The organism is Planococcus wigleyi, assembly GCF_014836985.1.
Taxonomy (GTDB): Bacteria; Bacillota; Bacilli; order Bacillales_A; family Planococcaceae; genus Planococcus; species Planococcus notacanthi.
The window spans coordinates 367,380-387,298 of sequence record NZ_JACSPU010000005.1; the positions used below are offsets into that span (position 1 = coordinate 367,380).

Annotated in this window: 14 protein-coding genes, 1 pseudogene and 1 riboswitch; of the genes and pseudogenes, 4 read left to right on the forward strand and 11 right to left on the reverse strand. The window is 47.8% G+C overall.

From position 1 onward, the window contains the following. Positions 1–8: 8 nt before the first annotated feature. From murQ to H9630_RS15490, 5 genes are all read right to left on the reverse strand, one after another. Complete coding sequence (gene murQ / locus H9630_RS15470) at positions 9–893, reverse strand: N-acetylmuramic acid 6-phosphate etherase (protein WP_191716395.1); 885 nt, start codon at positions 891–893, stop codon at positions 9–11. A 132-nt stretch (positions 894–1,025) separates the two neighbouring features. Beyond that, positions 1,026–1,874: a MurR/RpiR family transcriptional regulator gene (locus H9630_RS15475; RefSeq protein WP_191716396.1), complete on the reverse strand. Its 849-nt coding sequence runs from the start codon at positions 1,872–1,874 to the stop codon at positions 1,026–1,028. A gap of 227 nt (positions 1,875–2,101) precedes the next feature. Next, a complete protein-coding gene (locus H9630_RS15480; RefSeq protein WP_191716397.1) occupies positions 2,102–4,129 on the reverse strand; it encodes a TRAP transporter permease in 2,028 nt (675 codons plus the stop codon). After that, entirely contained in the window at positions 4,126–4,551 is a 426-nt protein-coding gene (locus H9630_RS15485; protein ID WP_225218612.1) for a DUF1850 domain-containing protein, read from the reverse strand. The genes H9630_RS15480 and H9630_RS15485 overlap by 4 nt, the downstream gene beginning before the upstream one ends. 28 nt (positions 4,552–4,579) lie before the next feature. After that, positions 4,580–5,566 (reverse strand): TAXI family TRAP transporter solute-binding subunit, encoded by a 987-nt coding sequence (locus H9630_RS15490; protein WP_191716399.1) that lies wholly within the window; start codon positions 5,564–5,566, stop codon positions 4,580–4,582. A gap of 228 nt (positions 5,567–5,794) precedes the next feature. Between H9630_RS15490 and H9630_RS15495 the strand changes: the two are divergent. Next, positions 5,795–7,122: pseudogene (locus H9630_RS15495) on the forward strand (TrkH family potassium uptake protein). A gap of 61 nt (positions 7,123–7,183) precedes the next feature. Here H9630_RS15495 and H9630_RS15500 read toward each other — a convergent pair. Beyond that, entirely contained in the window at positions 7,184–8,308 is a 1,125-nt protein-coding gene (locus tag H9630_RS15500) for an NADH-dependent flavin oxidoreductase (protein WP_191716400.1), read from the reverse strand. Between the two features lie 182 nt (positions 8,309–8,490). On the opposite strand from H9630_RS15500, the gene H9630_RS15505 reads away from it, so the two are divergent. Continuing rightward, positions 8,491–9,519, forward strand: a complete 1,029-nt coding sequence (locus tag H9630_RS15505; protein WP_191716401.1) for an NADP-dependent oxidoreductase — start codon at positions 8,491–8,493, stop codon at positions 9,517–9,519. 326 nt (positions 9,520–9,845) lie between these two features. Here H9630_RS15505 and H9630_RS18890 read toward each other — a convergent pair whose 3' ends face one another. Beyond that, the gene (locus tag H9630_RS18890; RefSeq protein WP_263615975.1) at positions 9,846–9,971 is read right to left on the reverse strand and encodes a hypothetical protein; all 126 of its coding nucleotides are present in this window, start codon (positions 9,969–9,971) and stop codon (positions 9,846–9,848) included. Continuing rightward, positions 9,961–10,968, reverse strand: a complete 1,008-nt coding sequence (locus tag H9630_RS15510) for an LLM class flavin-dependent oxidoreductase (RefSeq protein ID WP_191716402.1) — start codon at positions 10,966–10,968, stop codon at positions 9,961–9,963. Before H9630_RS15510 ends, H9630_RS18890 begins: the two co-directional genes overlap by 11 nt. Before the next feature lie 295 nt (positions 10,969–11,263). On the opposite strand from H9630_RS15510, the gene msrB reads away from it, so the two are divergent. Next, on the forward strand, positions 11,264–12,394 hold the full coding sequence (gene msrB / locus H9630_RS15515) for a peptide-methionine (R)-S-oxide reductase MsrB (protein WP_191716403.1): 1,131 nt from the start codon (positions 11,264–11,266) through the stop codon (positions 12,392–12,394). Between the two features lie 270 nt (positions 12,395–12,664). Here the strand turns inward: msrB and metH are convergent, their stop codons facing one another. The 3 genes from metH to H9630_RS15530 form a co-directional block, all read right to left on the reverse strand. Next, positions 12,665–16,105, reverse strand: a complete 3,441-nt coding sequence (metH, locus tag H9630_RS15520) for a methionine synthase (RefSeq protein ID WP_191716404.1) — start codon at positions 16,103–16,105, stop codon at positions 12,665–12,667. Next, entirely contained in the window at positions 16,086–17,945 is a 1,860-nt protein-coding gene (locus H9630_RS15525; protein WP_191716405.1) for a bifunctional homocysteine S-methyltransferase/methylenetetrahydrofolate reductase, read from the reverse strand. Before H9630_RS15525 ends, metH begins: the two co-directional genes overlap by 20 nt. A 72-nt stretch (positions 17,946–18,017) precedes the next feature. Continuing rightward, positions 18,018–18,122, reverse strand: a riboswitch (SAM riboswitch). A 252-nt stretch (positions 18,123–18,374) separates the two neighbouring features. Then, positions 18,375–19,142, reverse strand: coding sequence for a DUF6920 family protein (locus tag H9630_RS15530; RefSeq protein ID WP_191716406.1), 768 nt, complete (start codon positions 19,140–19,142; stop codon positions 18,375–18,377). A 139-nt stretch (positions 19,143–19,281) separates the two neighbouring features. On the opposite strand from H9630_RS15530, the gene H9630_RS18960 reads away from it, so the two are divergent. Next, positions 19,282–19,500 carry a hypothetical protein gene (locus tag H9630_RS18960; protein WP_404825535.1) on the forward strand — a complete coding sequence of 73 codons (219 nt, stop codon included), beginning with the start codon at positions 19,282–19,284 and terminating at the stop codon, positions 19,498–19,500. Positions 19,501–19,919 lie beyond the last annotated feature (419 nt).

Consider the following 19,919-nt stretch of genomic DNA (forward strand, 5'->3'; position numbering starts at 1 on the left):
CCCAAATGTTATAAAGTCTTTCGAATAAATCCACCGGCCGTTTCCAGTTTTTCGATGGCCTGCTCTTTCGTGCAATCCAGCAGACTCATGACGATCGCCGTTTTTACTTGCCCGTCCGCTTTGTCGTAATAATGCTGAGCCGAATCGTAATCGATTTGAGCAGCATCCATGATGATGCGTTTCGAACGCTCAATCAATTTTTCATTGGTGGCCTGAACATCCACCATCAGATTGCCGTACACTTTGCCGATGCCGATCATAGCAGCTGTTGAAACCATATTCAAAACCAGCTTCTGGGCAGTACCGGCTTTCAACCGGGTTGAACCCGTCAATACTTCGGCTCCTGTTTCAATTTCGATTGCCGTGTCTGCATAGTCACTGATCTCGGCACCTTTATTGCACGACATGGCAACCGTTTCTGCACCGACTTGCTTAGCATATTGAAGAGCTCCGATTACATAAGGTGTCCGTCCGCTAGCCGCAATTCCCACCACCGTATCTTCAGCCGCCAAAGAAACCGCTTTCAAATCTGCCATACCCTGTTCCGGATTGTCTTCTACACCTTCAATTGCCGTCTTGATCGCTTCTGTGCCACCGGCAATGATCCCAATAACCTGCTCCGGTGAAACTCCGAAAGTCGGGACACATTCGACTGCATCCAAAATCCCTAAGCGGCCACTCGTTCCAGCGCCGATATAAATCAATCGTCCACCGGCTTTAAAAGAACGGATTGCTTTTTGGACAGCTTTTTCAATCGCTGCCAATTCCATTTCAATGGCTTTTGGTACGAGACGATCCTCTTGGTTCATTGTCTTCAGTATTTCCAGCACTGACATTTCATCCATCTTCATGGTGTTGGTATTGCGTTTCTCTGTGGATAAATTCTCCAGCATCGGATCACCTCTTTTACTTTTATTTCTTGTTTTCATTTTATCCTCAAGAAATTTAATGTCAATATAAATTAATTAAATAATGAATTTTAATTTCATAACTCTCATGAAAAAAAGAGCCTTATTAACGGCTCTTCATCTTCGCAGATTTTCCATTTCACTGCGCGCATCGTAATATTGCTGCAAAACCTTTTCTCCAATCTGTTGGAAAATGCTCATGTACAGCGTGTCGATGACCGTCAATTGAGTCATCCGGGAAGGAATGCTGCCAATGCGGAAATCCTGTTCCACATTCGGCGTGCATAGCCGGATATCTGCTTCTTTGTACAATGGCGATTTGCTCAGCGTGGTGATGGCAATAGCCGTTGCTCCTTTTTTCTGGGCAAAACGTGTAAGTTCCAGTACATCTTTCGTTTTTCCAGAAGTACTGATGGCGACAAAGACGTCTTTTTCCGTTAAGTGCGGAATGACCGACAGCATGTAATGAAAATCAAGTGAGGTAATCGAATGATAGCCCAGTTTGGTGAATTTGTACTGGGCATCCACTGCAGCAGTCGAAGAACCCCCAACTCCGAAAAAGACAATTTTCCCAGCATGTTGAATCGCTTCAACCGCTTTTGCCAATTCTTTTCGGTCCATCGAGTCTGCACATGATTCAATCGCAGATTTATTGACGTGAATGATTTTATGGAAGAGATCGTAAGGAGAGTCTTTCTTAGTCAAAGCCGAAAAATCCGTGAGATTGCTATCCGTCAAGGTCAAGTCTTTCATCAGCGCCAGCTTAAAGGATTTAAAGCTGCCAATGCCGATCGATTTACAGAAGCGGATAATCGTTGCTTCACTGACACTTGATTTTTCAGAGAGTTCTTTTATCGTCATATGTGGGACAGCTTCTGGATTTTCAAGAACATACTCACCGATCCGTCCCTCTGCATCAGATAACTGGGGCAGTACTTCTTTTATTTTCTGCATCAAAGAAGTCATCTTTGAACCTCCTGTAATTCTGCTTTCGAGATTTACTGATTGCCTATCCAAATCCCAAAGCAGTGCGTAAAGATTTTTCATTCAACTTATCTAGCATACATGAAAGTCCTGCAGATGTTGAGTCACTTCTCCCAATGAAGTATATGTCTGCGTAAGTTGCTGCTTTATTCCATTTATCTTGAAAAAACCGGACAACAGAAGTCCTGTTGTCCGGCTGGGATATAAAGTTACGAGGCAGCGGCTGCCGTATTTTCTTTTTTGCTCTTCAGGAAATTGATGACGAAAATCCCTAATACAATAGCCAAGCCGATGATATCCGTCAAGGTTTCGGGGACAATCAGCATCAACGCTCCCGCCCCGAGAACGATGCGGAACAGCACATTGAGCTTTGTCTGGAAATAGCCTTCTGCAGCTGCACTTAAACCAATGATGCCGATTATAGCGGTGATGGTGATCATCACGATTTCCAGTATCGGCGGCAAGGCAAACTCGGTGGCGTTGACCGCAATGCCGGTCGTATCGATCATCAGCATGGCTGGGTTATAGACGAACAGGTACGGGATAATGAATCCCGCAATCGACAAACGCAGCGCGTTTAAACCGGTCCGCATCGGATCGCCTCCGGATATCCCCGCACCGGCAAATGCGGCGAGTGCGACCGGTGGTGTAATGTTGGCAAAAATTCCGAAGTAGAATACGAACAAATGCGCAACCAGTACCGGAATGCCGAATTCAGCAAGTGCCGGCGCTGTCATGGTAGCCGTGATGATATAGGCCGGGATGGACGGCAAGCCCATTCCCAAAACAATAGAGGCAAGCATTGTCAGGAACAAGGTCCAGAACAACGACCCTGCGCCAAAGCTTGTAATCGCTGACGTCATAACCGTACCAAAACTGGTCAGGCTGACGACACCGATGATGATGCCGACGACCGCACAGGCGATCATGACAGACAAGGATTGCCGTGCGCCATTTTCCAGCGCTTCGAGTATATCCTTAAAGCCCATGCGCGTCGATTTTCTGAACGCAGCCACGATGACCGTCAGCACGATGGTATAGAATGCCGCATAGGCAATCGGCATTCCCGTATAAAGCATGAAGATCAAGCCCACAATCGGCAACAGCAAATGGCCTTTTTCTTTCAGCACTTCTTTGGTTCTTGGCAAATCCGCTTTCGGAATGCCTTTCAGGTTTTCTTTGCCGGCACGGAAATGCACCTGCATGATGACGCCCAGAAAGTACAGCACTGCCGGCAGTAAAGCTGCAAGCGCAATCGTTCCGTAGGAGATGCCCGTGGTTTCAGCCATGATAAAGGCACTCGCCCCCATGATCGGCGGCAAAATTTGCCCGCCCACAGAGGCACTCGCTTCTACGGCGCCGGCAAAGTTTTTATTGTAGCCGATTTTTTTCATCAAGGGGATGGTGAACGCACCGGTTCCCACAACGTTGGCAATCGCCGAACCGTTGATGCTGCCCATGAACCCACTGGAAATAACCGCGACTTTGGCAGGTCCGCCTTGCCTGCTGCCGGCTAAAGCCATAGCTAGGTCATTGAACAATTGGCCCATCCCCGATTTGGCGAGAAACGCACCAAACAGGATGAACAGGAAGATGAATTGCAGGGAAGCCGAAATGGCCGTCGAATAAAGACCTTCCGTCTTCAAATAGAGTTGCCCAAAAATATCGCCAAGGTCGAATGGCCTCGTCATCAGCATGTTTGGCATCCAAACGAAATGGCTGATGAATGGGTAGGCCAGGAACACCAACGCCAAAATCGGCAGGATGATGCCGGTTACGCGCCGTGCTGCTTCAAGGACCAGCACAACCGTCAGAACCGCAAAAATGATATCCAACGTATTCGGGATTCCTCCGCGCGTGGTCATGATATCGTTGTATTCGTATATCAAATAACCCGCGGTCCCCAAACTGAAGATAAATAAAATCCAGTCATAGAAAGGGATTTTCGTGCGATCCTGCTTTTTGAAAGTTGGATAGACAAGGAAAATCAAGCCCATCCCGACAGCTACGTGGATCGACCGCGCCTGAAGGGCAGGCATCGGATTGAAGGTCACATAGAGATGATAAATCGAATAAGCGATGGCGATCGCTGCTATCAGAAAAACCAGCTTCCGATTTTTCAGTTTGCGGACTTTGGCATCTGTATCGTATTTCTCTAGCACTTCCTGGCTGAGGGTTTTGTCTTCTTCATGGGCAGAAACGCTTTCAACATCCAAATCCCGGTTGTCTTTTGTCATAGTTTATTCCCCCTCATATAATCCCACAGATCAATAAATTCAATCGTGATCGTCACCATCTCGTAATCTTCCGTATAGTCATATAATGGAATTTCCTTGTTGGCGGTTTTTATCGTTGTTTGTGCATTTTGTGAGACCGTCAAATTCATTTCTTTGAAGAGCCGTCCGATTTCCATATGGACATAGCCATCTTTTGACGGGATGATTTTTCCATCTGAAGGGACACCTGCGCCGTAAGTTTTAAACTTCGTTTCTGCCAGCAACAGGCTGTCGCCGTCCCGCTCATAAAACTCCAGCCACTGTTCTTTTTCCACTGAATGGATCCATTGCAAGGTAAAATCCGTTTCTTTCAAATAATAGCGTTCCCCGCCAAAGTTGAATTGTACGACAGGGATCCGCCACAACAGGAAAAAAAGGAGCATAATCACACATGCTCCTCCCGCCAATACTTTATTGTTCATCGTAGTAACGCTGTGCCCCTGGATGCAACGGTGCCACCAAGCCTTCCTGTGCAGCTTCCAATGTAATATCGGCGGCTGCCTGGTGAGAATTCTCGAGCGTGTCCAGATTTTCGAAGAAGGTTTTGGTCAATTCGTAGACATCGTCTTCGCTCATATCCGAGTGGACCACCAATGCGTTCATGATTGCTGCAGTCGGAACAGGTTCTTCATTTCCGTAAGTATCTGCTGGAATCTCAAGTGCAATAAAGTAGGACTGGTCTTCCGCTACCCGCTCTACATCTTCAGGAGCGATGGAAACCATGCGGATGTCCAGTGTTTCAGAAAGCTCCAGCAGTGATGCATTCGGCAGGCCGCTTGTCAGGAAGGCCGCGTCGATCTGTCCGGCACGCAAGCCGTCAGCCGCTTCCGCATACCCCAGATAATCCACTTGAATGTCATCGTAGGTGATGCCGTAGCCTTCAAGCAGCGTACGCGCGTTCACTTCCACTCCCGAGTTCTGATCGCCCACTGCAATTCGCTTGCCGCGCAGGTCCTCGAAAGTTTCAATACCTGAATCCGCTGTGGTGACGATTTGCACATAGTTAGGATACAAAGCAGCGATTTGGCTGATTTTATCTGTCGGCTCTGTAAAGCCTTCAGTTCCTTCCACCGCTTGGCTGACCACGTCACTCATCGTGAATGCCATTTCGATTTTGTCTTCTTTGATCAAGTTGACGTTCTCCACAGAGGCCCCGGTTGTTTGGGTTCTCGAGTTGACGCCGTACTGTGAACTGTAGGTTTCAGCCAGCGTTGATCCAATGATGTTATAGGGCCCGGATGCTCCACCAGTAGCAATGGTGACAATATTCGCTTCCAATCCAGCAGTGTCCCCACCGCCTTCTTCCGGATTCGTCGTCGTATTGTCTTCTCCACAAGCTGCCAAGACCATGCTTCCGGCAATGACTAAAGAAAATGCACTTGCCTTCGTTTTCTTCATCTCTCTACCCCCTTGTTTTTTTTAATTATACCGATATTCTGTATGGATTCATAGGAAGTATTCACTTTTTTCTGATTATACTAACTACTAAAAGACTGCAACTACGGATGCTCTTTTCAAAACTTTAAAGAAAGGGTTGTATTAGTGGATAATTTTCATTGACAGTTTCTTCAAACAGGCATAGAGTAGGCTCATATTTCAGTTCTCTCGATGAAGGAAGGGTCTCGTATGCGTTCCTGGAAAAAGAAGCGGATCGCCGTTTCTCCCCCGGTGGTGATTTCCGGAAGCTTTTTGTTGTTGATCTTGGCAGGTACAATTTTGTTGAAGATGCCGTTCGCGACTACACGGCCAATTTCCTGGACCGATGCTTTTTTCACTGCTACTTCGGCCACGACAGTGACTGGACTCAGCGTCTTTGATCCAGGCACGGTACTTACAGGATTTGGGGAGCTGGTCCTTCTTGTGATGATTCAATGCGGAGGCATCGGATTGATGACATTCGCGGTTGCCATCCTCATTCTGTTCCGTAAGAAAATTGGGCTCCAAAACCGGATTTACGTCCAGGAATCACTGTCGCAAAGTACTATTGGCGGCATCGTCAAGCTTGTTAAACTGATTCTCACTTTTGCTTTATCTGTAGAAGCGGTTGCCATCATACTGCTGACCCTCTACTGGATACCGGAATTCGGCTTTAAAGATGCACTCCATTACAGTGTCTTCCATGTCATTTCCGCGTTCAATAACGCCGGGTTCTCCTTGTTTCCTGATAACTTGATGAGTTTTGCCGGAGATCCGCTTGTGAACCTATTAATCTCTGCGTTATTTATCGTAGGGGGCATCGGGTTCACCGTTGTCATCGATGTCTATCAAAAAAAGCAGTTCGCCAATGGGCATTGCATACCAAACTGATGGTCAGCGGCACTTTAATTTTAAATGCGATTGGCATGATCGTCATTTTCGCTTTGGAATATGGCAACCCGGGCACTCTCGGGCATATGTCCTTGCCGGATAAGTTATGGGCTTCCTATTTCAGTGCAGTAACTCCGCGTACTGCAGGATTCAATACGCTGAACTACGGAAATTTTGAAGATCCAACTCTGCTGTTCACCATGCTGTTGATGTTCATCGGCGGCGGCAGCGCTTCGACGGCTTCCGGCATCAAGTTGACCACATTTGTCGTTGTCATCCTGGCAGCTGTTGCGTTTTTGCGTTCACAACGCGAACCTGAGATTTTTGGAAGATCCATCCGGCTGGAAGCGATATTGCGTTCACTCGCCATCACCACAATCAGTGTATTGCTGGTAATCTTCTTCCTGTTTTTATTGGCTGTGACGGAGAAAATTCCGTTCCTGCCTTTGGCATTTGAAGTGGTTTCCGCTTTTGGAACGGTCGGCTTGTCGATGGGCATTACCGGTGATTTAAGTCCTCTTGGCGAAATCCTGTTGAGCCTGGTGATGTTCACCGGCCGTGTCGGGCCGTTGACTTTGTTCTTTATCTTAATGAAACCGCGCAATGAACATTACCGATATCCTTACGATTCGGTATATACCGGTTGAAAATAAAAAAGTGCAGCATCCCAAAAATCTGGATGCTGCACTTTTTTCGATTTCGTTTTGATTAATTATCTGCTACTTTGACCATGCCGTACGATGTGATGAGATGCCACATATTTTGTGGAATATCCAAAGTGCCGACCATTTTTTGTGTGATGACCGGATGGATTTCCTGCTCTTTGCCTTGCTTCACTTTCTCGGTCCATTCCGGATCGATCAGTGCTTGGCGGCCGATCACGACGATATCCGCCCCTTCTTCCAATGCCGTCAATGCATCTTCAGGTGTTTTCACACTTCCGACTGCGACAAAAGCAATGCGGCCATTGATGTGGTTCGCGAGGATACGGACAATGCTGTCGCCTTGTTCAGCGCCTCTTGGTTTTTTCTTGAATTCCATCAGCGATACATGAAGATAATGGATGCCGCCTTGAATCAATTCTTCCACCAAAATTTTTGTTTCTTCTATAGTATAGCCAACTGTCGTTTCATTGTTTTCTTCCGGAGACAATCGGTAACCGACGATAAACTGTTCATCTGCATATTCAGCGACAATGTCTTTGACTTTTTTCAATACAGCCAACGGGAACTTCATGCGGTTTTCCAAACTGCCTCCCCATTGATCCTGGCGCAGGTTTGTAGCCGTAGAAATGAATTGCTGAAGCAAGTAAGTATTGGCACCATGGATTTCTACGCCGTCAAAGCCCGCTTCAATCGCTCTTCTAGTCGTTTCACCAAAATCAACGATGATCGCTTCGATTTCCGCTTCTGTCAATTCACGTGGTGCCGGCTTGCCTGATGCATTCGGCACTGAACTTGGCGCAACCGTTTCATTCGTCTTGATCAGCTCAGCCTGCCCTTGTCGTCCGCCATGCTGAATTTGCAGAATCGCTTTGCTGCCTTTTGATTTCATTTCTTTAGCCATTTGAGTCAAACGCGGAATCGCATTGTCGTCAAAACCGATAAACTGGTTCGGGAACGCGATGCCGTTTTCTGAAACGGCGATGCACGCAGATATGTACAGGCTTCCAAGTCCAGCGCGGCGGTTGTAATAGGTTAGTTCCTGATCCGAGACGGTGCCGTCTTCATTTCCGGAATACGTCGTCATCGGTGCTACACCTAAGCGGTCGTTTAGGACGACGCCGTTCGGCAATGTAATTTCTTTAAATAATTCTGTATATAGTGGATTCATGAAACTTCCTCTTTTCTGCATATAGGTTCTCTTCCGAAAGGCTTCGGTATTTCAAAATAGCATACGGATTTTCAGGAATCAAGAATACACGCTCGCCCCCTTTTTCTGGTACATTATTTTTGACCAGCCCCAGTTCGAATGTTACGCTTTTCAACGAATTCGTAAATTAGGAGGAATTTTCCATGACAGCACAAACTCATAAAGAAATTCATTTGGTGAATCGCCCTGAAGGCATGCCGACCAACGATGATTTTAAATTTGTCGAAAAAAACGTTCCGGCACCGGGCGAAAACGAAGTCCTCTTGAAAACACTTTACTTATCAGTAGACCCTTATATGCGCGGCCGGATGCGAGACGTAAAATCGTATATCGCACCATTCGAATTAAATAAAGTATTGGTCGGCGGCGTTCTTGCCGAAGTGGTCGAGTCCAATTCGGATTTATTTAAAAAAGGCGACATCGTCAACAGTAACCTTAGCTGGGCTGAATACAATGTAGCAGCTCCAGAGAAATTGCAAAAAGTCGATCCATCTCAAGCACCGATTACGGCACGCCTCAGCGTTCTTGGATTGACCGGCCTTACAGCTTACTTCGGCTTGCTGGACATCGGCAAACCACAGGCTGGCGAAACGGTTGTCGTTTCAGGCGCGGCCGGTGCAGTCGGTTCGATTGTCGGACAAATCGCTAAAATCAAAGGCGCACGTGCAGTAGGCATCGCGGGATCTGATGACAAAGTCGATTACTTGGTCAATGAGCTCGGCTTTGACGCAGCCGTCAACTACAAGAAAGACAGCTTCGAAGAAGACTTGATCAACGCGCTTCCGGATGGCGTCGATGTTTACTTCGATAACGTCGGCGGCGACGTATCTGACGCGGTCATCAATCAGCTGAACAGAAATGCACGCGTTTCACTATGCGGTTCAATTTCGTCTTACAACTCGCCAGGCGAAGACGTCGGTCCGCGTATGCAATGGAAATTCATCAAGACCAGCTCCATGATGAAAGGCTTCACGCTCGGCGATTACGCGAAAGAGTTGCCGACAGGCGCCGCGGCACTTGCCGAATGGCTGCAGGAAGGCAAATTGAAATACGACGAAACGATTGTCGAAGGCTTTGAAAACACACCGGAAGCATTTTTTGGACTCTTCAAAGGCACCAACCTCGGCAAGCAATTGGTAAAAGTCGCTGACCCTGATTTTGCAAAGCTATAAAACTGTGGAAAGCCGCCTTTTCGGGCGGTTTTTTTCCATTTAATTGGCGATACTATCCGCATGGAGTGAAATACTTTCCAAAACGGCGCAAATACTTTCCATTTCGAATGAAATACTTTCCAAACTCACATAAATACTTTCCGAACACGAAAAAGCCGCGTCAGCTCACTCGCTGACGCGGTTTTTCTGTTTATGCGGATACACATTTTCCAGGACAACTATTTTCCACTCCCCAACGAGCAGATTTCCTTATAATTCCTTGAGGAACCGGAAAACTGAACGCGGAAGAAAGAAAATCACATCCAAGATACTAGTGAAAAAGTCTATTACATCAAAAATCCACCAGCGATCTTTTTTCTCCTTGCTTCTCGTTTTGATTGCCATCCATCATCCCCGCCTCTTCTGCTTTTTAATGTATACGCAGAAGCAGCAGAAATGGTTTCATTTTCCATTGAGATTAAATGCACCTGCCAATAAATGCAGCGTGTCCATGCGGTTATCCGCTCCGAAAATGTTCGGAATGATGGTGATTTCGTCTGTCTTATAGCGTTCTGCAATGGATTCGACCTGGGCTTTTACTTGTTCCGGTGTGCCGATCAGCATACGCTGCCGGTTGCGTGCCACTTTTTTCTGTTCACTGGCGTTGAAGCCGCGCTTTTTCGCCGTCTCAACGGACGGGTAATAAGGAGGCGGTGAATCGGATTCAACAAACAACAGCCATAGATCAAAAGCCGTCGCCAGCTCCTCGGCTTTTTCCAGCGTTTCAGCAACGACTGCAAAAACAGCGATGATTACTCTCGGTTCCTGAAGAAAGGGCGATGGCTGGAATTCTTCACGGTATGTGTCCACTACCTCCACGCCTTGCTGCGATGGCTTAGCGAAATGGGCATACGCATAGCCCATTCCTTGTTCAGCAGCAAGACGGGCGCTGCCCTGCCCGGTTCCAAGCAGCCACAATTCAGGCGCTGTCTCCACAATCGGCATGGCCTTCAACGATCGAAAGCGGTGCTCGCTGTTAATGTCATCACTAAAGTATTTCTGCAAATCCGTCAATTGCTGATCATAAGGCAGCCGTTTCGTTTTGCTTTCATTTAAAGCTTCATTGACAATCCGGTAGCTGCGGGAGCGGCCGATGCCAAGATCGATGCGGCCCGGATGCAGTGCTTCAAGCATCCGGAAATTCTCCGCAACTTTATAAGCGCTGTAATGCGGCAGCATAACGCCTCCCGAACCGATTCGGATGGTCTCAGTGGACGTCGCCAAATGCATCATCAGCATTTCAGGCGTACTGCCGGCAACCGACTCCACCTGGTGATGTTCAGCCACCCAAAAGCGCTTATAGCCGAGACGTTCGGCCAGTTGAACGAGTTCCGTTGTCTGCTTCAGGGCAGCCGCTGCCGTGCCGCCTTCGTCAATCGGCGAATAATCGAGGATATTCAATGAAATCATCTGTCTATCTCCCTTCGCAAGTCCTTAAATCTTAGCATGTCATTCCGAATCCTCTCCACTATCACGCCCTGCAATAGAACGTGAATCCATTTTGTGACATACTTCATAAAATAGCCGCTTGTTTCGAACCGCTTCAGTTCCTCTTTTTCAGGCATTCGATTAAACTGTAGATAGAAAAACAAAGAAAACGTTTACACCATTTCCATTCCATCAATGACTTTTAAGCTGCCCTTGCCTGCGATCAACATACCCATCCATGTGAACTTACTCAATTATGAAAGGCAGGAGCTTCCTCATGAAAAAGATCTCATTTTTAGGCTTTTTGATTTTATTGCTGCTGGTGCTTTCCGGGTGTTCAACCTTCAATTCCGGCAGTGCAGCCACCGGTCAATCGGCGGATACAAGCACATCCAAATTTCCAGACAATCCAAACACAGACCTTGAATTCGACACAGACAAACTGCAGGATATTTGGCTGGCCGGCGGTTGCTTCTGGGGAGTCGAGGCTTATATGGCACGGGTTTACGGCGTCTATGACGTCACCTCGGGTTATGCAAACGGCAACACCGAAAATCCGAGCTATGAAGAAGTGATCCATGACAATACCGGACATGCCGAAACAGTCCACGTCCGATACGATCCCGAACGTGTGGACTTGGAGAAGTTGCTTGGCCATTATTTCATGATCATCGATCCGACACTTCTGAACCAGCAAGGAAATGACCGTGGTGAGCAATACCGGACCGGCATTTATTATGAAAGTGAAGCCGACCGTGCTGTCATCGACAAAGCAGTTGCTGCAGAGAAAGAACGCTATGACGATCCGATCGTCACTGAAGTCGAAGCGCTTGAACATTATTACCTGGCAGAAGAATACCACCAGGATTACCTTGAAAAAAATCCGGATGGCTATTGCCACGTTGAGTTTGATACGTTGGAAGATCAGGAAATTGAAGGAGGCGCTCAGTCATTGATCGATCCGGCGCTTTATCCGAAACCAAGCGACGAAGAATTGAAAGCGAAGTTGACGGACATCCAATATGAAGTGACACAGGAAGACGCGACTGAACCTTCTTTCTCCAATGAATACGATGGTTTCTACGAACCGGGCATTTATGTGGACATCACTACCGGAGAGCCCTTGTTCTCTTCTGCGGATAAATACGACTCCACAACCGGATGGCCGAGTTTCACCAAACCCATTGATCCAGCTGTCGTCACTGAGCATGAAGACGGCATGCTGTTCATGAAACGGACTGAAATCAGAAGCCGCGCCGGCGACAGCCACTTGGGGCACGTTTTCAATGACGGACCCAAAGACAAAGGTGGACTTCGCTATTGCATGAACAGCGCCGCCCTGCTGTTTATCCCAGAAGCGGAAATGGAAGCAGAAGGCTACGGCTTTTTGCTGGATAAAGTTAATTGATCTATCTGCCCGAAAAGACATTCAGCATCAAGCTGAGTGTCTTTTTTTAAACAAAATTAAAAGCAGAAGCAAGGAAAATTTAATTTCCTGCTTCTGCTTATTATTTTGTTTACGTATTGTCCAGCTACACGGCTACTTCCGCTTTTCTTCTTGTCCAGCTACAGCGCCCAGCTCTTTGGGTCATAAGCCAACCCAGCGCCGTGGCAAAGAGCGCCACTTTGCCGGTCTGCCTTATGCCCGGCAGAGCTACACGGCCGTTTCCGCTTTTCTTCATTGATCCACAATAAAATACCTTGCATCAGGATGGGCAAAAACGATTGCCGATACGGAAGCTTCGGGATCCATCATGTATTCTTCTGTCAGATGGACGCCGATGTCCTCGGGTTTGATGAGGTTGAACAGTTTTGCCTGGTCTTCCAGGTTCGGACAAGCCGGGTAGCCGAAAGAAAAGCGCTGCCCCTGGTATTTCGCAGCAAAGCGTTCGCGCATCGAGAAATCCGTTGCGTCGGGGAAGCCCCATTGGTCGCGGATTTCCTGATGGATGCGTTCGGCAAAGCCTTCTGCCAATTCCAGCGCAGTTGCCTGAAGTGCATGGCTTTCCAGGAACTTGCCTTGTTCTTTCAAACGTGTTGCTTCGTCACGGACACCGAATCCTGCAGTCACTTGCATAAAGGCCACATAATCCATTACCCCGCTGTCGACCGATTTCAAATAATCGGCCAGGCATAGGAATGGCGGAGCCGATTGGCGCGGGAACGTAAAGCGTTCGATTTCCGTTTTGGCGTCTTTCGGGTCGTAGATGACGACATCGTCGCCGTCACTTTGAGCCGGGAAAAATTGATAAAGTCCAGATGGCTTCAATAAGCCGGAGCCCAAGAAATTCGTAGCCAGTTCATGCAGCTGAACCGCACGCGGATCCCCATTTGCCAGGGTTTTATCATTATAGCCTTTCAGCCCAAGATGATGGCCGATCAAGGTGCGCATGTTGACGTAAGGATACAGGTGCGCCACTGAATATTCCTTCAGCACATGGCGCCGTAAATCATTCGGTACGTAAACCGGTACGTCTTCACGAACCGTCTTGACCGGCTTTTCAGCAACAGCAACAGCCGGCTTGGCTGCGCGCGCTGCTTCAGAAGCTTGGCGCTTTTCCTGTTGGGCATCCAATTCCAGCAGCAATTCCTGTTTGCCGGCTCCACTTTGGAGACGGTTGGCCAGATCCAGCCCCTGCATCGCGTCTTTTGCATAGATGACCGGTCCATCGTATTCCGCTGAAATCTTGGTTTCCGTAAAGCGTCTCGACAAAGCCGCGCCGCCTACCAGAATCGGCACATCGATGCCCGCTTCCTTGAAATCCTGGGCGGTGATGACCATCTGTTTTGCAGACTTGACCAGCAAGCCAGACAAGCCAATCATGTCCGGCTTTTCTTTGCGGATCACTTCAATCAAAGTCGCCGGCGACACTTTAATGCCGACATCGATTACTTTAAAGCCATTATTGCTCAAAATGATTTCGACCAGGTTTTTACCGATGTCGTGGACATCGCCTTTTACGGTAGCCAGAACGATTTTTCCTTTTCCGGAATCGTCTTCTTTCTTCTCCATGAACTGTTCAAGGAATGAAACCGCGGCTTTCATGACGCCGGCACTTTGCAGCACTTCGGCGACAATCAATTGATTGTCATTGAACAGCCGGCCAACTTCAGCCATTCCTTTCATCAAAGGTCCATTGATAACATCCAGCGGTTCATCGTACATCTCCAGAGCTTTTTCCAAGTCTGGAATCAACCCTTCTTTTGTGCCTTCGATAATGTAATAAGCCAAACGGTCAGGCACCGTTTTCGGGATATCGTCTTCGGTCTTTTCTTTTTTCTTATCGCGGTAGAAAGCGGTGAATTCAGCTAAAGTTTCATCAGTTGTCGTAAACAGCAATTCATTGGCCATATCGATTTCCAGCTTCGGAATCGATGCATAACGCTCCAGTTTTTCTGTATTGACGATGGCGTAATCCAATCCAGCCTGCGTACAGTGGTATAGATAAACCGCATTCAGCACTTCACGGCCAACCGGCGGCAAACCGAAAGATACGTTGCTGACGCCAAGAATGGTCAAAGCTCGCGGCATTTTTTCCTTGATCAGGCGAATGCCTTCAATGGTTTCTACTGCAGAGCCGATGTATTGCTGATCTCCTGTACCGACCGGGAAGACCAGTGGATCGAAAATGATATCTTCCGGTGCCAGACCCCATTTATTGACCAGCAGATCATAAGACCGTTCGGCAATTTCCAGTTTGCGCTCACGTGTAACGGCCATTCCCGGCTCGTCGATCGTTCCGACAACAACTGCTGCCCCATATTTTTTCACCAGCGGCATCACTGCGTCAAAACGCTCTTCCCCATCTTCCAGGTTGATCGAGTTGATGATTGCTTTGCCTTGTGAATATTTCAGCGCCACTTCAATGACTTCTTCATCCGTGGAATCAATCACCAATGGCACTTTGACTTTCTTGACAACTTCTTTCATGAAGTTCGTCATGTCTTCCACTTCATCCCGGTCCGGGTTCGCCAGGCAGATGTCAATGACATGCGCACCATTCTTGACTTGTGCACGGGCGATTTCGGCAGCCTCTTCAAACTGGCCATCGATGATCAAACGCTTGAATTTGCGGGAACCGATGACATTTGTGCGTTCTCCGATAAACAGCGGACGCATGGTTTCATCGTATTGCAGCGGTTCGATCCCAGACACCACATGGCCGTGGTCAACCGGGTCCGGCTTTCTTGGTGCCAGACCTTCCATTGCTTCACGGACTGCTTTGATGTGTGCAGGCGTAGTTCCACAACAGCCGCCTACGACGTTCAACCAGCCTTTATCGGCAAAGCCGCGCAGTTTTTTCGCCAGTGATTCCGGCGTTTCATGGTAATGGCCATCTTCGTCCGGCAGGCCGGCGTTCGGGTAACAGCTGACATAGCCATCCGACAACTCCGATAGCGAGCGGATGTGGTCCGTCATGAATTCTGGTCCTGTTGCACAGTTCAAGCCGACCGACAAAGGTTTGACGTGTTCAATCGAGATGTAGAACGCTTCGATGCTTTGCCCGGCAAGTGTCGTGCCCATCGGTTCGATGGTCCCTGACACCATAATCGGCAATTCGATTCCGGTTTCTTCAAACGCCTGTTTGATGCCGATGGTCGCCGCTTTGACATTCAGCATGTCCTGGCTTGTCTCCAACAAAATCAAATCCGCTCCGCCTTCAATCAAAGCCTTGGCTTGCACATAAAAGTTTTCCAGCATTTCATCGAATGTCGCGCCGCCCGTCACCGACAATGTTTTCGTCGTCGGTCCAATAGCGCCGGCCACAAAACGCGGCCATTCCGGCGTTGAAAAAGCAGCAGCAGCCTTTTTGGCGATTTCCACTCCACGCCGGTTGATTTCCGCTGCCTGATTGCCGATTCCATACTCATCCAACACGATCGGCGTTCCGCCGAATGTATTGGTGCAAAGAATATCAGCTCCCGCTTCCAGATAGGCCGCATGGATCTCTTCAATAACCTCCGGACGGATAATATTCAAATATTCGTTGCAGCCGTCAAATTCATCGCCGCCAAAATCCTCCGGAGAAAGATCCGCATTCTGGATCATGGTTCCCATAGCTCCATCGATGATCAATATTCTTTTTTCGAGTTGTTGTTCAATAAGATGTTTGGACATGTATAGGATCGCTCTCTTTCTGTTGATCTAGTTGTCTGATGTAATGGATCAATTCCACGGTCATATCGTAACGGACAAACGGCGTGATCAGGTAGATGCCATGGAACAGTTCAGCCGCCGTATCGATCAATTCTTTCGCAATCTGGATGCCTTCTGCTGTTGCGCGGTCTTTGTCTTCACCGCAAGCGCGCATGCGTTCAAGCGCATCTTCCGACAGCTTGATGCCCGGCACTTCATTGTGCAGGAATTCGGCACTGCGGATGCTCGTCAACGGCATGACTCCGATAAAAATCGGAGTCTCCAGGTGTTTGGTCGCTTCGTGGATTTCGATGATTTTCTCTTTTGTGTAAACCGGCTGCGAGATGAAATAATCCGCACCGCTTTCGATTTTCTTCTCAAGTCTCGCTACGGCCCGGTCCAGCACACGGACATTCGGGTTGAATGCCGCAGCGACTGAAAAGTTGGCTTTTTTCCGCAAAGGCTTGCCGGAAAATGAAATCCCTTCATTGAGCTTTTTGATCAATTGGATCAATTCCATGCTCGAGACGTCATAGACGCTGGTTGCTCCCGGGAAATCGCCGACTTTGGTCGGATCTCCTGTTACGGCGAGTATATCATGGATTCCGAGCGCATCGAGCCCCATCAAATGCGATTGCAGACCGATCAGGTTGCGGTCACGGCAAGTAATGTGGGCAAGCGCCCGAATGTCTTGCTTGTGTTTGAGGATGGAGCCCATCGCCATATTGCTGATGCGCGGCGATGCCAAAGAATTGTCCGCCATGGTTACGGCATCCACTCCGGCCTCGTTCAAAGCGGCAGAGCCTTCCAGGAATTTAGTGGTATCCAAATGGCGCGGTGTGTCCAGTTCCACAATGATGGTCCGTTCCGTTTTGGCTTTTTCATGAAGCGGTTTGACTGCCAATGCTTCCGCTTCACGGATGACAATCGGTTTTCTTTCCGTGACTTCTTTATGGACAATCGGCGGCAAATGGTTCAGGTGCTTTTTCACCGCTTCAATGTGCTTTGGCGTCGTGCCGCAGCAGCCCCCAATTAAACGGACCCCTTCTTCTCTCAACAACAAAGCGGCGCGTCCAAAATAATCCGCTTCCGATTCATAGACGATCCGCCCATCTTCTACATCCAGCAGGCTGGCATTCGGATAAGCTGACAAAAACGCTTTTTCAGGCAAGGTGACTTCTTCAAAAGCCTGGATGGTATGGTGAGGTCCCAGGCGGCAGTTGACGCCGACAATATCTGCGCCAAGCGTTTCCAATTGATGCAGGGCTTCATTCAACGACATTCCATTTTGCAGAATGCCTGGATCATGCATAGATACTTGCGCAATCAATGGCGTGTCGGTCATCCCTTTCAGGTGCTTGACCGTTTCCGCGAGTTCTTCGAAATCGTAGTAGGTTTCCAGCAACAGACCGTCCGGATCTCCCGACAGCAAATGGCTTGCCTGCTGATCGACCATCGCAATGATTTCCTGCATGGTGGCATCGCTTTTCCGGATTCCGCGGATTCCGCCGATGGTCCCGAAAACAAATTGGCCGCCTGGCGCTGCCGCGCGTTTGGCGATGTCGATAGCGGCTTTATTGATATCAGCGACTTGCGCTTCCAAACCGTAGCGTGCCAGCTTCGCCGCATTCGCTCCATACGTGTTGGTCTGGATGATGTCCGCACCGGCTTTGATGTAATCCAGATGGATCTTCTCAATCACTTCCGGGCGCTGCAGGTTCAATTCCTCGTTGCAATATTCGATGCCATACGAATACAGCAATGTTCCCATGGCTCCATCCGCTGTCAAAATCCTGGTCTTTAATTCGTCTAATAAACCCACTCTTCTCAACCTCCCATATATACAAAAAAAGCCTTCATGAAAAAGAAGGCTTTACGATATCAAACTCGTTCCTTTTCATCTGCCAGACAATTTCTTGCCTGCTGGATTTAGCACCTGACCTTTCGGCTGGTTGCTGAAGCTTCATAGGGCCAGTCCCTCAACTTCTCTCGATAAGAATTCACTATTCAGTTTTAAGTATTCTAAATATGGTACCTGTATCTGAAGAGCAGGTCAAGACAATCTGTCAAAAAACAATGAAATTTCTGTGATTTTTTTCACAATGTATACGTTTAGTGTATAAATCAATTTTATACTTTCATCCAACCGTTGAAATTAGACCAGGAAAAGGGCGTTATATTTTTATAAAGGCACTTAGAAAAATTTCCGAATGCATTCCGATTTTTTGCAGTCCTGCAATTCAATTTTTCTTCAGGAAAATCGTCCATTGATAGAATTGAATCGTATGTCATGTACATCAAATCGATACCAAGTGAACGGCCCTTCTTCCAGCATCCAGCTGATTTCCATCTTCACTGGAACGGTCAGTCCCCCCACTTTCCGCTGCTTTTTAACAGTGCCCACGCACAGCAGGGGACGGGCGTCTTCTCCACTGTCTTTGTAGCGCCAGGCTTCCACTTTCAGCAATTCGTTTTGTTCATTGAAAAAATAAGTGACAGAACCTTTAAGGCCTTCAAAATTCATGGTCGCTGTTGCGGAGTGTGCGTCCACCTCCTCCCAGGAAATGAAGGGACTGAGGACAGCCGAAGGATACCAGGCTAGCTCCATCAGGTAACGCTGGAGTGCGGATTCATTGGTCTTTTCATCATCAACTGTTTTGGAAATCGGAATAATGCCGGCGAGCTTGATATGCATGCCTGCCTTCCCTTCCAAAAAACTGTCTTTTCCTGTCACAACCAATCCTTTTCCCATTTTCAACTTCACGATCCATCGGAAAGCGGGTGGATCTGTATGGCTGATTTGTTCTGCTTCGGATACGGTCCACCGCTTCTGTTCCGGTTTCAGTTTCATTACCCCCGATTGCTTAAGGCTCACCAAATTGATTTGTTCATGGCCAATAGCTCCAATTTCGGATAACCACCCTTTTATACAGGTTGGCAGTGAGCTAATCATATCTGCTGTCAGTTTGTTGGAAATTGCCCGACCTTTTTTCTTTCCAGCTTTTTCTTTATTCTCCATCGCTCTCCCTCCTTTTACTTGCTATACCTGTTTAATGAATGCATAAAGCATTTTCTTATTAAAATATATACAAAAAATCAAAAAAAGAGTATGTTACAGCAAAGAAATCTATATGAACTTGATATAGGGAGGCGTATAAATGGCTAGAGAAAATCATTCGCAATATGCCATTCTCGGTCTATTGACAACAGACTGCCGCACAGGCTATTCGATCAAGCAAATGATTGATACAAGCCTGAACCATTTTTGGAAAATCAGTTATGAATTCGGCTTAGCCAAAGCACTTGTAAAGAAAGCCATCACTCCTGCCCTTTCATCTGTCCGTCAACGCCTTAATAAGCAAGAACAATCCTCATAAGTTCAAAAGTAAAAAGCCTGTCTGAAGATTTCAGACAGGCCCAGCTTGTAGACAAAAGAATATTTATGTCGCTCAAAGGGTGAATATGCAATTTGTTGTCTTTCTATTGGATCCTGCACTCCAGGTGGACGCTTTCCTGCGAGCTTGCGACGAAGCTAGCGAAGCGATGCAGGAGCATATCTTTGCCCTTCGCCGCCTTGCGTTACGGATTTTTGTATGAAGGAGTTACTAAGTTTATTGGGACGATGACGATGGTTTCCGGATTCTGACTAGCAGGCTATTTCCTTTGATTGAAGCTACACGCCCCCGATCGGGCTGGCCACGGAGACTCCTGTGGGACAGCGAAAGCTGAAGACCCCGCAGGAACGCAGTGACGAGGAGGCTGAAGCTGAGCCCACGGAACGCGAAGTGGCCGGACC

What these genes read in the sequence shown, in the direction of transcription:
- murQ (WP_191716395.1), bottom strand. Translation starts at nt 893, where the DNA reads ATGCTGGAGAATTTATCCACAGAGAAACGCAATACCAACACCATGAAG.
- H9630_RS15475 (WP_191716396.1), bottom strand. Translation starts at nt 1,874, where the DNA reads ATGACTTCTTTGATGCAGAAAATAAAAGAAGTACTGCCCCAGTTATCT.
- H9630_RS15480 (WP_191716397.1), bottom strand. Translation starts at nt 4,129, where the DNA reads ATGACAAAAGACAACCGGGATTTGGATGTTGAAAGCGTTTCTGCCCAT.
- H9630_RS15485 (WP_225218612.1), bottom strand. Translation starts at nt 4,551, where the DNA reads ATGCTCCTTTTTTTCCTGTTGTGGCGGATCCCTGTCGTACAATTCAAC.
- H9630_RS15490 (WP_191716399.1), bottom strand. Translation starts at nt 5,566, where the DNA reads ATGAAGAAAACGAAGGCAAGTGCATTTTCTTTAGTCATTGCCGGAAGC.
- H9630_RS15500 (WP_191716400.1), bottom strand. Translation starts at nt 8,308, where the DNA reads ATGAATCCACTATATACAGAATTATTTAAAGAAATTACATTGCCGAAC.
- H9630_RS15505 (WP_191716401.1), top strand. Translation starts at nt 8,491, where the DNA reads ATGACAGCACAAACTCATAAAGAAATTCATTTGGTGAATCGCCCTGAA.
- H9630_RS18890 (WP_263615975.1), bottom strand. Translation starts at nt 9,971, where the DNA reads ATGGAAAATGAAACCATTTCTGCTGCTTCTGCGTATACATTAAAAAGC.
- H9630_RS15510 (WP_191716402.1), bottom strand. Translation starts at nt 10,968, where the DNA reads ATGATTTCATTGAATATCCTCGATTATTCGCCGATTGACGAAGGCGGC.
- msrB (WP_191716403.1), top strand. Translation starts at nt 11,264, where the DNA reads ATGAAAAAGATCTCATTTTTAGGCTTTTTGATTTTATTGCTGCTGGTG.
- metH (WP_191716404.1), bottom strand. Translation starts at nt 16,105, where the DNA reads ATGTCCAAACATCTTATTGAACAACAACTCGAAAAAAGAATATTGATC.
- H9630_RS15530 (WP_191716406.1), bottom strand. Translation starts at nt 19,142, where the DNA reads ATGGAGAATAAAGAAAAAGCTGGAAAGAAAAAAGGTCGGGCAATTTCC.
- H9630_RS18960 (WP_404825535.1), top strand. Translation starts at nt 19,282, where the DNA reads ATGGCTAGAGAAAATCATTCGCAATATGCCATTCTCGGTCTATTGACA.